Annotated in this window: 11 protein-coding genes; 4 read left to right on the top strand and 7 right to left on the bottom strand. The window is 55.3% G+C overall.

The window, feature by feature from the left end; translation table 11 throughout:
• Window positions 1–238: 238 nt before the first annotated feature.
• The 3 genes from ACQG19_RS09310 to ldtC all read left to right on the top strand — a co-directional run bounded on the left by ACQG19_RS09310 (window position 239) and on the right by ldtC (window position 6,023).
• Entirely contained in the window at window positions 239–1,312 is a 1,074-nt protein-coding gene (locus ACQG19_RS09310; protein ID WP_048971499.1) for an acyltransferase family protein, read from the top strand.
• 149 nt (window positions 1,313–1,461) lie between these two features.
• Entirely contained in the window at window positions 1,462–4,908 is a 3,447-nt protein-coding gene (gene mfd, locus ACQG19_RS09305; protein WP_020689586.1) for a transcription-repair coupling factor, read from the top strand.
• Window positions 4,909–5,057: 149 nt separating this feature from the next.
• The gene (ldtC, locus tag ACQG19_RS09300; RefSeq protein ID WP_038419115.1) at window positions 5,058–6,023 is read left to right on the top strand and encodes a L,D-transpeptidase LdtC; all 966 of its coding nucleotides are present in this window, start codon (window positions 5,058–5,060) and stop codon (window positions 6,021–6,023) included.
• A gap of 73 nt (window positions 6,024–6,096) precedes the next feature.
• Here the strand turns inward: ldtC and bhsA are convergent, their stop codons facing one another.
• Window positions 6,097–6,354, bottom strand: coding sequence for a multiple stress resistance protein BhsA (gene bhsA, locus ACQG19_RS09295; RefSeq protein ID WP_013097102.1), 258 nt, complete (start codon window positions 6,352–6,354; stop codon window positions 6,097–6,099).
• 244 nt (window positions 6,355–6,598) lie between these two features.
• On the opposite strand from bhsA, the gene ACQG19_RS09290 reads away from it, so the two are divergent.
• A complete protein-coding gene (locus ACQG19_RS09290) occupies window positions 6,599–7,240 on the top strand; it encodes a TetR/AcrR family transcriptional regulator (protein ID WP_013097103.1) in 642 nt (213 codons plus the stop codon).
• Window positions 7,241–7,294: 54 nt separating this feature from the next.
• Here the strand turns inward: ACQG19_RS09290 and ACQG19_RS09285 are convergent, their stop codons facing one another.
• The 6 genes from ACQG19_RS09285 to lpoB form a co-directional block, all read right to left on the bottom strand.
• Window positions 7,295–7,834 carry a glycine zipper 2TM domain-containing protein gene (locus ACQG19_RS09285; RefSeq protein ID WP_013097104.1) on the bottom strand — a complete coding sequence of 180 codons (540 nt, stop codon included), beginning with the start codon at window positions 7,832–7,834 and terminating at the stop codon, window positions 7,295–7,297.
• A 193-nt stretch (window positions 7,835–8,027) separates the two neighbouring features.
• Complete coding sequence (locus ACQG19_RS09280; RefSeq protein WP_013097105.1) at window positions 8,028–9,332, bottom strand: NAD(P)/FAD-dependent oxidoreductase; 1,305 nt, start codon at window positions 9,330–9,332, stop codon at window positions 8,028–8,030.
• A gap of 238 nt (window positions 9,333–9,570) precedes the next feature.
• Window positions 9,571–10,113 (bottom strand): alpha/beta hydrolase YcfP, encoded by a 543-nt coding sequence (gene ycfP, locus ACQG19_RS09275; protein ID WP_013097106.1) that lies wholly within the window; start codon window positions 10,111–10,113, stop codon window positions 9,571–9,573.
• 34 nt (window positions 10,114–10,147) lie between these two features.
• Window positions 10,148–11,173 carry a beta-N-acetylhexosaminidase gene (gene nagZ, locus ACQG19_RS09270; RefSeq protein WP_044158668.1) on the bottom strand — a complete coding sequence of 342 codons (1,026 nt, stop codon included), beginning with the start codon at window positions 11,171–11,173 and terminating at the stop codon, window positions 10,148–10,150.
• A gap of 11 nt (window positions 11,174–11,184) precedes the next feature.
• Complete coding sequence (gene thiK / locus ACQG19_RS09265) at window positions 11,185–12,009, bottom strand: thiamine kinase (RefSeq protein ID WP_246931446.1); 825 nt, start codon at window positions 12,007–12,009, stop codon at window positions 11,185–11,187.
• On the bottom strand, window positions 11,990–12,634 hold the full coding sequence (lpoB, locus tag ACQG19_RS09260) for a penicillin-binding protein activator LpoB (protein WP_104668931.1): 645 nt from the start codon (window positions 12,632–12,634) through the stop codon (window positions 11,990–11,992). Before lpoB ends, thiK begins: the two co-directional genes overlap by 20 nt.
• Between the last annotated feature and the right edge of the window lies 1 nt (window position 12,635).

Genomic DNA, 12,635 nt, shown 5'->3' with positions numbered 1-12,635 from the left:
GATAGCAGACCCACGAGTATATAAGCGAATCCGTTAAGCGTAAATGACTGAAACCGTAAGCTTTGGTAATCATTTTTCTGAAAAATTCAGATAAATCAGAATGCTACTCTTCGAATTATGGCGCTACACCCTCCACCTTTTCCGAAAAACTTCCTGATACAGACTGTTTCCCGTTACATCCCGGCTGCGTTTACCAACAATTGTTCGTTCGTTTATGGCAATAAGGTAGTTGCGAACAATGAAGCAAAAAGCATTATGGATTAACCAGATAAAGGGGCTGTGTATCTGCCTGGTGGTGATCTATCATTCGGTTATCACATTTTATCCCCATCTGACGGGGCTACAACATCCGTTGTCCGGTCTTCTCGCCAAATGCTGGGTCTATTTTAACCTTTATCTCGCGCCCTTCCGTATGCCGGTATTTTTCTTCATATCCGGTTATCTCATCCGTCGCTATATTGACGAGGTGAACTGGCGCACCAGTTTTGACAAACGGATCTGGAGCATTGTCTGGGTCCTTGCGCTGTGGGGCGTATTGCAATGGCAGGCGCTGAGCCACCTCAATGCCTGGCTGGCACCTGAACGTGAGCTGGCCACCTCCTCGAACGCCGCGTATGCCGATTCACTTTCCGGGTTTGTGCGGGGTATGCTCACCGCCAGCACCAGCCTGTGGTATCTGTACGCCCTGGTGGTCTATTTCACGCTATGTAAACTGCTTAGCCGCTGGAAGCTGCCCGTACTGGGGCTGCTGGCACTGGCCAGCATCACGATCAATTTCCTGCCGCTGCCGTGGTGGGGAATGAACAGCGTGGTACGCAATATGATCTACTACAGTCTTGGCGCGTGGTATGGCGCAGAGCTGATGGCCTGGATGAAGGGGCTGAACCTGCGTCGCACCTGGCTGGCGCTGGCCGCTTTTGCTGCGGTCTCCATGGTACTGTGGTTTGCTAACGTTCCGCTGCTGCTTTCCCTGCTGTCGATCGTGCTGATCATGAAGCTTTTCTATAGCCTCGAGCAGCGTTATGCCGTTCATCCCAGCAACCTGCTTAACGTTATCGGCTCAAACACCATCGCTATCTACACCACGCACCGCATCCTGATAGAGGCCTTCAGCCTGTTCCTGATCGGTGAGATGAATGCTGCCTACTGGCCGGTCTGGGCCGAGCTTGCCTTGATCCTGGTCTACCCGTTTGCCAGCCTGCTGATCTGCACCCTCGCCGGACTTGGCGTACGCAAAATATCGACGGCACTGTTTGGCGATCTGTTCTTCTCTCCCCCTTCCGCGAGCGCACTGTCTCCGGCAACCCGATAATACCGCCCTCGCCCCCCGTCCGGGGGCGAATCTTCCCGCGTTGCAGTTCAGATTTGCTTATGCAAAACGATCGAGGATAATAAAGACATTGCGTATCAGTGATATGCCCCAATACTGTTGGTATATCCACAAGAGACTCTGACATAGCCATGCCTGAACACTATCGTTATTCCCTGCCTGTTAAAGCGGGCGACCAGCGCCAGCTGGGCGAACTCACTGGCGCTGCGTGCGCCACGCTGGTGGCAGAAATCGCTGAGCGACATCCTGGTCCGGTGGTGCTGGTCGCCCCGGATATGCAAAATGCGCTGCGACTGCATGATGAAATTCGCCAGTTCACCGATAACCTGGTCTTCAGTCTGGCCGACTGGGAAACGCTGCCGTATGACAGCTTCTCCCCGCATCAGGAGATCATCTCCTCGCGCCTGTCGACCCTCTATCAGTTACCGACCATGCAGCGCGGCGTGCTGATCGTTCCGGTCAACACCCTGATGCAGCGCGTCTGTCCTCACAGCTATTTGCACGGCCATGCGCTGGTGATGAAAAAAGGTCAGCGCCTGTCCCGGGACGATCTGCGCGCGCAACTGGACAGCGCCGGATACCGTCATGTCGATCAGGTTATGGAGCACGGGGAATACGCCACGCGCGGTGCGTTGCTCGACCTGTACCCGATGGGCAGCGACCAGCCGTATCGACTGGACTTCTTCGACGATGAGATCGACAGCCTGCGCGTATTCGACGCCGACACGCAGCGCACGCTGGAAGAAGTGGAAGCCATCAATTTATTACCCGCCCATGAATTCCCGACGGACAAAACCGCTATCGAGCTGTTCCGCAGCCAGTGGCGCGACAAGTTCGACGTTAAGCGCGACGCTGAGCATATCTATCAGCAGGTCAGCAAAGGTACGCTTCCTGCCGGGATCGAATACTGGCAGCCGCTGTTCTTTAACGAGCCATTGCCCGCTCTGTTCAGCTACTTCCCGGCGAACACGTTGATTGTCAACACCGGTGATATCGACGCCAGCGCCAGCCGCTTTGAGAGCGAAACCCGCGCGCGCTTTGAAAACCGGGGCGTAGACCCGATGCGTCCGCTGCTGCCACCTGAAGCGCTGTGGCTGCGCACCGACGAGCTCAACGCCGAACTCAAGCGCTGGCCTCGCGTACAATTGAAAACCGATACGCTTGCCGATAAAGCTGCCAACACCAATCTTGCATTCCAGAAGCTGCCAGATTTAGCCGTTCAGGCACAGCAGAAATCCCCGCTGGAGAGTCTGCGCAAGTTCCTCGATGCCTTTACCGGCCCGGTTGTCTTCTCCGTTGAGAGTGAAGGCCGCCGTGAAGCGCTGGGCGAACTGCTGGGGCGGATTAAAGTTGCTCCGAAACGCATTTTGCGCCTGAGCGAAGCCACGGGGACGGGGCGTTATCTGATGATCGGTGCCGCCGAGCACGGGTTTATCGATACCCTCAACAACGTGGCATTAATCTGTGAAAGCGACCTGCTGGGTGAACGTGTTGCGCGTCGCCGTCAGGACAGCCGTCGCACCATTAACCCGGATACGCTGATCCGCAACCTGGCGGAACTCCATCCGGGCCAGCCGATTGTGCACCTTGAACATGGCGTGGGTCGTTATCAGGGGATGACGACGCTGGAAGCCGGTGGCATCAAAGGTGAATACCTGATGCTGACCTACGCCAACGACGCCAAACTCTACGTGCCGGTCTCATCCCTGCATCTGATCAGCCGCTACGCCGGAGGTGCAGAAGAGAATGCACCATTGCATAAACTGGGCGGTGACGCCTGGGCACGCGCCCGGCAGAAAGCGGCGGAAAAAGTGCGTGATGTGGCGGCCGAGCTGCTGGATATCTATGCCCAGCGTGCGGCCAAAGAGGGCTTTGCCTTTAAGCATGATAAAGAGCAGTACCAGCTGTTCTGCGACAGCTTCCCGTTTGAAACCACGCCGGACCAGGCTCAGGCCATCAATGCCGTGTTAAGCGACATGTGTCAGCCGCTGGCAATGGACAGGCTGGTCTGTGGCGATGTCGGCTTCGGGAAAACCGAAGTAGCCATGCGCGCGGCGTTCCTCGCCGTTGAGAATAACAAGCAGGTGGCGGTGCTGGTGCCCACCACCCTGCTCGCTCAGCAGCACTTCGATAACTTCCGCGACCGCTTTGCCAACTGGCCGGTACGCATCGAGATGCTGTCACGTTTTCGCAGTACCAAAGAGCAAACGCAAATCCTGGAGCAGGCCAGCGAGGGTAAGATCGATATTCTGATCGGCACCCACAAACTGCTGCAGAGCGACGTGAAGTGGAAAGATCTGGGGCTGCTGATTGTTGATGAAGAGCACCGTTTCGGGGTACGCCATAAAGAGCGTATTAAAGCGATGCGTGCCGACGTCGATATCCTGACCCTGACCGCAACGCCGATCCCGCGAACCCTGAACATGGCGATGAGCGGCATGCGCGATCTGTCAATTATTGCCACGCCGCCGGCGCGTCGTCTGGCCGTGAAAACCTTTGTGCGCGAATACGACAATCTGGTGGTGCGCGAGGCCATTCTGCGTGAGGTGCTGCGCGGCGGTCAGGTCTATTACCTCTACAACGACGTGGAAAATATCCAGAAAGCGGCAGACCGGCTGGCAGAGCTGGTGCCGGAAGCGCGTATTGCCATCGGTCACGGGCAAATGCGCGAACGCGAACTGGAACGGGTGATGAACGACTTCCACCACCAGCGCTTTAACGTGCTGGTGTGTACGACCATCATTGAGACCGGGATCGATATCCCGACGGCCAATACCATCATTATTGAACGCGCGGATCATTTCGGTCTGGCGCAGCTTCATCAGCTGCGTGGCCGCGTCGGGCGTTCGCACCATCAGGCCTATGCATGGCTGCTGACGCCGCATCCAAAAGCGATGACCACCGATGCGCAAAAACGTCTGGAAGCGATCGCCTCGCTGGAAGATCTGGGCGCTGGCTTTGCACTGGCGACGCACGACCTGGAGATCCGCGGTGCGGGTGAGCTGTTGGGTGAAGATCAAAGTGGCTCGATGGAAACCATCGGTTTCTCGCTCTACATGGAGTTGCTGGAAAACGCGGTCGATGCCCTCAAGGCCGGACGCGAACCGTCGCTGGAAGATCTCACCAGCCAGCAAACCGAAGTTGAGCTACGCATGCCGTCTCTGCTGCCGGACGATTTCATTCCGGATGTGAACACCCGCCTGTCGTTCTACAAACGTATCGCCAGTGCGAAAAATGAGAACGAGCTGGAAGAGATAAAAGTCGAGCTTATTGACCGCTTTGGCCTGCTCCCGGATGCCGCACGCAACTTGCTGGATATCGCGCGGCTGCGTCAGCAGGCGCAGAAGCTGGGCATCCGTAAGCTTGAGGGCAACGAGAAAGGCGGCGTGATTGAGTTTGCCGAGAAAAACCACGTTAACCCTACGTGGCTCATCGGTTTACTGCAAAAGCAGCCGCAGCATTTCCGTCTGGATGGGCCAACGCGGCTGAAATTTACGCAGGAACTGACGGAGCGTAAAACCCGTATGGACTGGGTACGCAACTTTATGCGCCAGCTGGAAGAGAACGCGATCGCATAATCTGCTCTGCCCCCGGTTGCGCCATGCTACCGGGGGTAATAATTTACAAACTCTTTTCACTTCACCCGATCTTCCCGACAGACCCCTTCGCCATAATTATCACTAACCGTTATAAAACAATCACCCTGTCATTTATATGGATTATAGTGATGATGACCTCTTCGCGTTTCACTCGCTGGATAACCGTGTTAGCGCTGGCCGCAACGGTCGCGGTTGCATTTCCCGCTCGCGCAAACACCTGGCCACTCCCGCCTGCAGGCAGTAAGGTGGTTGGGGAAAACCGTTTTCATGTGGTTGAAAACAATGGTGGATCGCTTGAGGCGATTGCCAAAAAATATAACGTCGGCTTTCTGGCCTTACTGCAGGCCAACCCCGGCGTTGACCCTTATGTCCCGCGCGCTGGCAGTGTGTTAACCATCCCGCTGCAGACGATTTTGCCGGATGCGCCGCGTGAGGGGATCGTGATAAACCTTGCCGAACTGCGTCTTTACTATTACCCGCCCGGTAAAAATGAGGTAACCGTATACCCTATTGGTATTGGCCAGTTGGGCGGTGACACGCTGACCCCGACGATGGTTACCACCGTATCAGACAAGCGTGCAAACCCAACCTGGACGCCAACGGCCAATATTCGTGCCCGCTATAAAGCGCAGGGGATCGATCTGCCCGCCGTTGTACCGGCCGGCCCGGATAACCCAATGGGCCACCATGCCATCCGCCTCGCGGCCTATGGCGGCGTGTACCTGTTACATGGAACGAACGCGGACTTTGGTATTGGCATGCGCGTCAGCTCCGGCTGTATTCGTCTGCGCGATGACGATATCAAAACGCTCTTCAACCTGGTTACGCCGGGCACCAAAGTGAACATCATTAATACCCCGATCAAGGTCTCTGAGGAGCCAGGCGGCGTGCGACTGGTTGAAATTCACCAGCCGTTATCGAAAAACATTGATGACGATCCGCAGACGCTGCCAATCAACCTGAATGCGGCGATGGTGAGTTTTAAAACCGATGCAAGGACGGATGGCATTGTGATGGAGCGGGCAATGGAAGCACGTTCGGGCATGCCGACTGACGTCACACGACATCATGGTGTCGCCCAGCAGTCGATGTAAACCCAAACGCAAAAACGCCCTGCACATGCAGGGCGTTTTTTTAGCAGTGGCATAAATGAGGGTTTAGCCAGGCTTATTTGTAAATAACAGCGGTACCGTGAAGGGTGTTAGGACCGGTTACAGAGGTAATGCGGAACGATTTCGCACCCATCTCATCCGCTTTTTGCGCCAGCTGGTCTTCCAGTGAACCCAGGTTAGTCCCGGCGCTGGCAGAGATGGTCCCTACTTTATGCTGGTCAGCAGGCGTTGACTGGACTTCCACAGCAGCAAAGCTTGCGAAAGAGAGTGAGCTAAGAACAGCAGCGGCGATGAGGGTTTTTACGTTTTTCATGATTTTTACCTTTGGCAGATGAATTTTGAGGTCGTTAGCTATTTAGTTAACGATCGATAGGTAAATGATAGATGTGATCCAGCTCACACGTCAACATGTTTTTATAACGACCATTAAATTAATTTTAATTCCGTTGTTTTTCATACCCATATGATTAATTTATTTTTCAGAAAACAGCACTGGTGGTGAAATGCGTTTATTTTTATAATGGTTATTCAACAAACCAACAGAGGACCAACGGCAAATGACAACCGATGTCACGAGTTGTGCGAAGAAAAGCCGTGGCCGACCAAAAGTGTTCGACAGGGATGCAGCGCTTGATAAGGCCATGACTCTCTTCTGGCAACATGGGTATGAAGCGACTTCGCTTTCCGATCTGGTAGAAGCCACCGGAGCCAAAGCGCCGACGCTGTATGCGGAATTCACGAATAAAGAGGGGTTGTTCAGGGCGGTACTGGACCGATACATCTCTCGCTTCGCATCGCGATACGAAGCACAGCTATTTTGTGAAGAGAAAACGGTTGAGCAGGCACTGCATGACTATTTCACCGCCATCGCCACCTGCTTCACCAGCAAAGAGACGCCCGCGGGCTGTTTTATGATTAACACCTCCGCGACGCTTGCGGCCTCCTCGAAAGAGATCGCCAACACGGTGAAATCGCGTCATGCCATGCAGGAGGAGACGCTCAGCACCTTCCTGGCCCAGCGCCAGCAGCGTGGTGAAATTCCGGCGCATTGCCGCCCTCAGGAATTAGCACAATACCTGAGCTGTATTTTACAGGGGATGTCGATTAGCGCCCGAGAAGGGGCGACGCTGGAAAAACTGCAGCATATCACCGAGACCACCCTGCGACTGTGGCCCGAACTGCTTAAAATACAGGGCTAAAAAAAAGCTCCTCAGCCTGAGCGCTTGAGGAGCTAAGTTCAGAGAACATCTTTTTTACGCTTTGTTATTCAGTACCAGCTGGCCATTTCCATCCAGCGGAATTTGTGTGCCAGGGTCTCTGTCCATACGGATTTTGCCCTGCTGGTCACCAATTTTGTACGTCACGTCATAACCCAGCATTTTTTCCGACTTGTCATAGACGGTTTTACAGCGCTGCTGTGTCGTGGTGTACGTATCGTTATCCTGCATTGCGCCCTGCACCTGGTTACCGGCATAGCCGCCACCCAGCGCACCGACCACGGTTGCCACATCTTTACCACGGCCGCCACCAAACTGGTGACCAATCACCCCGCCTGCTACCGCGCCCAGCACAGAGCCGGCAATACGGTTTTCATCCTGAACCGGACGACGATGGGTGACAGAGACGTTACGGCACTCCTGACGAGGCGTTTTAACTGTTTCTTTAATCGGGGTTGCAGAAACCACCTGCGCATACTGTGGGCCGCGATTCAGTACGTTGAGACTGGCAACGGCAGCCACACCTAACGCAGCAGCGACGCCAATCCCTATACCCGCCAACATTGATTTATTCACGGGACTTCCTCCTTTGTTGCTATTGGTAACAATTTTGCAATGCAGGCTACGCTTCGCCAATAAGACAAAGGCTCAAAAAAGTGGCTTTCAGGAGAGTGACAGGGCGTTTAGGAGAACTCTTAAGCACTCAATCTGTGATGAGCAGCATGATATGCTAAAAAATCCCTCCGGAGGGCCCGGAGGGAGAGAAAAATTAGTGCAGCTTCAGACGTGGACGGATCACGCGGTTGATTCGTCCTACCAGCATCATCAACCCGGTTTTGAAGTAGCCGTGCAGCGCAATCTGGTGCATACGGTACAGGGAGATATAGACAAAGCGTGCGATGCGCCCTTCTACCATCATCGAGCCGCGCATCAGGTTCCCCATCAGGCTGCCTACGGTAGAGAAGTTCGACAGCGAAACCAGAGAGCCGTGGTCTTTGTAGACGTAGGCCTTCATTGGCTTGCCTTTGCGCTGTGCCAGAATATTGTGCAGCACCAGGCTTGCCATCTGATGCGCTGCCTGGGCGCGAGGAGGCACGAAACCGCCTTCTGGACGCGCGCATGACGCACAGTCACCAATCGCGAAAATCTCTGGATCGCGCGTGGTTTGCAGCGTCGGCTCGGTCACCAGCTGATTGATACGGTTGGTTTCCAGCCCGCCAATGTCTTTCATGAAATCAGGTGCTTTGATACCCGCCGCCCAGACCATCAGATCCGCTTTGATGTACTCGCCATCTTTGGTGTGCAGGCCACCTTCGTCTGCGCTGGTCACCATCGTCTGGGTGAGAACACGTACGCCCAGTTTGGTCAGTTCGTTATGCGCCGCGCCAGAAATACGTGGAGGCAGCGCAGGCAGAATACGCTCACCTGCCTCAACCAGCGTTACGTTCAGCGCTTCATTGGTTAACCCTTTGTACCCGTAGCTGTGCAGCTGTTTTACCGCATTGTGCAGCTCAGCGGAGAGTTCTACGCCCGTTGCGCCACCGCCTACAATGGCGATATTCACCTTGCCATTCGCACCCATGTTATTGGTGTACTTCAGGAACAGGTTCAGCATTTCCTGGTGGAAACGACGCGCCTGGTGTGGGTTATCCAGGAAAATGCAGTGCTCTTTCACACCCGGGGTGTTGAAATCGTTGGAGGTACTGCCCAGCGCCATGACCAGTGTGTCATAGGCAAGCTTGCGCTCCGGGACCAGCAACTCCCCTTTTTCGTCACGCAGCTCGGCCAGGGTAATGGTTTTGCTCTCACGGTTGATATCCACCACGGAACCCAGCTGGAACTGGAAATGGTGGTTACGTGCGTGCGCCAGATAGCTCAGCGCGTCAACGCCCTCATCCAGTGAACCGGTCGCCACTTCGTGCAGCAACGGTTTCCACAGGTGGCTGTGGTTACGATCCACCAGCGTGATTTTGGCTTTTTTGCCGCGACCCAGCTTCTTACCCAACTGTGTCGCCAGCTCCAGCCCGCCAGCACCACCGCCTACAATCACTATCTTTTTCAATGGCGTAGTCAACGTGACCCCCTCAAATTATTAACCAATTGTTAATTAAAAGTTATAAAAATAACCCTTAATTAACAACAGGTTACAGCACTGAAACCATTCAGGTGCATTGAGAATACCACGTCAGGCGCATTGGTCATACCAAAATTGATGTGCATCAAGTTTTGGTGGCTTAAAAGTAGACAATTCTGCAGAAAAAGAAAGCCCGCCACGCTTTCGCGGCCGGGCCTGGGAGATCTTATGCAGTATATTAGCCCAGTGTTTTGAAGGCCTTGATGCGCTGCAGATGCGGGGAGATGTTCTTGAACTTGTGGGTCTGTTCTTCGTCCCAGACAATTTCATAGTAGTGATGCAACAGCTCAGCCGCACGGTGGCTGTTGAGCGCCTCATCATTACGCGAAAGGATCACCAGACAGCGGTCGCGGTTCTTTTCACGGAAATTGCTGACGCACTTGGTGGCAATATCGACATACTCTTCTGGACGGTCAATCTTGCCTTCCATGTTCTCGTTCGGGAACAGGTTAGGATTGAATACCACCTGGCGAATATCGCACAGGAACCCAATCCGCTCCGCCCAGTAGCCACCCAGCCCCACGCCGCAAATCAGCGGGCGATCGTCGATGTTGAGCTGCAGCATCTTGTCCACTTCTTTGAGCAGATGCTGCATGTCATGTTTCGGATGGCGCGTGCTGTAGCTGATCAGCCGTACATCCGGATCGATAAACTGCAGTTGCAGTACCTTCTCATGATTACCAGGACTGTTTGAGTCAAAACCGTGTAAATAGATGATCATCGTCTTCTCACCACGCTACGCCTTCCGGGAGGATTTACAGGCTGGCTTTATGTGCCTGCCAGCGCTCATTCAGTGCTTCAAGCCGGGCGTTAACCGCTTTCCAGCGTGCCGAATCCATCAGCTCCTGACGGCTAAATGAACCTTTATGATACAAATGTGTAACACGCTCTGCATTGATCGGCGACAGGTTATCCAGCACGCTGACTGCGCCTTTACGATTATTGCAGACGAGGATCATATCGCAACCTGCGTCGAGCGACGCCTGCCCACGCTCCGCGTAGCTGCCCATGATCGCCGCCCCTTCCATCGACAAATCGTCGGAAAAGATCACGCCGTTGAAACCGAGTTCCTGACGCAGCACGGTTTTTAACCAGTGCGGAGAACCGCTCGCCGGGCGCGGGTCGACGTCACTGTAAATCACATGTGCAGGCATAATGGCATCCAGCTTGTTATCGCTAATCAGCGAGCGGAACACCGACATATCTTTGGCACGAATTTCCGCCTCCGGACGCGGATCACGCGGAGTCTCTTTATGCGAATCCGCCGTCACGGCGCCGTGCCCCGGGAAGTGTTTGCCGGTGGTTTTCATTCCTGCATCGTGCATGCCGTCGATAAAGCGGGTGGCCATCTCCAGCGCAATACGGGGATCGCTATGGTAAGAGCGCTCGCCAATTGCCGCACTGATATGCCCTACGTCCAGCACCGGGGCAAAACTGATGTCGATATCCATGGCAATCATCTCGCTGGCCATCAGCCAGCCGGCCTCCTGGGCCAGATTTCCGCCCTCTTCGGTGCCGAGCAGCGCCGCGAAAGACTGGGCCGCGGGCAGACGGGTGAAGCCCTCACGGAAACGCTGCACGCGCCCGCCTTCCTGATCGACGGCCACGACCAGATGATTACGCGACGCCGCGCGGATCTGGCGAACCAGCTCACGCAACTGCGCCGGATCGTGATAGTTGCGGGTAAACAGGATGAGCCCCCCCACCAGCGGGTGCGCCAGAATTTCACGCTCCTCCGCATCCAGTTCAAACCCTTCTACATCCAACATGACTGGACCCACAGCAACCTCTCTTATCCTTTAATGTGTAACTGGCGCCAGGCATCATCTGCCAGCGCAATAAATTGTTTCTCGCCGGACTGCTGAAAACGCATTTCAAACCAGCCCGCCATCAGCATGACGACCCAGGGCCGCCAGCGTCTGACCTGACGCGCCAGCTGTCCCGCGTCCAGATGCGCAATGCGGGCGTAATCGCCGATCAGTCTTTGGCGCGCTGTATCATCTTCCACCCAGACGGCCGCCAGCTCCAGTGCCACATCCCCATCACCGGCATACTCCCAGTCGATAAGCCTGATGCCGGTGGACGTATGCACAATATTTCCGGCATGAACATCCATGTGTAATGGCGACAGCCGAAGCGGCTGAGGCTCTCCCGCAGTGCGTAACCGTTTAAGCTGCGCAAGCCACCGTGGGGTACGTCTGTCCGGTGAGGCTCGCTGCCAGTATTGTTCCAGCAAAGGGAGCAGCGTGACTCGCCACCCCAGACACGGCTGATGGTGCAACTGACAGAGCGTCGTCGCAAGCGTTGCACTGTCGGGCAGCGTATGCCGGATCTCCCCTGCCAGATACTCTACCGCCATCCAGCCCTGTCTGAAAAAGCGCGGGGCTGGCACGAGATCCGCCGGTAGACGCTTAAGGACACGAAACTGACGGCGAAAATGGGAAACGGGGGCTAAGGGATCGTGGTGATGACGCAACACCAGACGCTGCTCGCCCTGTTCCAGAATGCAACTCGCGCCGCCAAGCCCGGAGTGGGCCTGCGGCGCGATAAGACGATACTGCGGAAAATAACGCGTGAGGATCGCTTCACGCGTGCAGTCAGAGTTGCGTAACCGCACCTTTACCTGACCAGATAATCTCGCCTGTCTGAACCAGCATCAGCTGCATCTGCAGGGCTGGCGTATTCACGTTACCGGTGGCATTAGAGTACAGCACATACTGCGCACCAACGTTACGGGCAATCCCCATCGCCTTACTGCGCGTACCGAGGCTGTCCTGTGGCGACAGACCAAGCTGCTGTTTGGCTACTGCCAGCTGCTGTGCGGAAACCAGCGTAAACTTGCCGTTATTGGCCAGTGCATTGCGCAGGGTTTCTGTCGCTTCCCCGGCATTGAGTGAACCGTTAGTCCGGTTATTTACGCTATCCACCAGCAGTACGCTGCCTGCCGTTACACCCTGCGCCTGCAGCATTTTGCCCACCATCGGCTGCATCGCACCGTTCCAGTCATAATGACGCACGCGCGGCGTTGGCTGGGAGGTCTGGTCCGGATGTTCAATCGGGCCAGGCTGCGACGGGATCGTCGGTACAGACGGCACGGTTGGCTGCGGTTGCGTTGGCTGTGTCGGCTGCTCCGTACCCGGTTTTGCCTCGTCCACCGGCGCAGGCTGTTCGGTTCGCGTCACACATCCTGCAAGGAACAGTGCAAAAGCTGTCACGAGCGCATAACGGCTCATATTTTTAATC

It is taken from the genome of Enterobacter cloacae complex sp. 277I4 (assembly GCF_050031465.1).
Lineage (GTDB): Bacteria > Pseudomonadota > Gammaproteobacteria > Enterobacterales > Enterobacteriaceae > Enterobacter > Enterobacter cloacae.
Note: the sequence above shows the minus strand (reverse complement) of the source record. Positions and strands in the feature narration are given on the sequence as shown.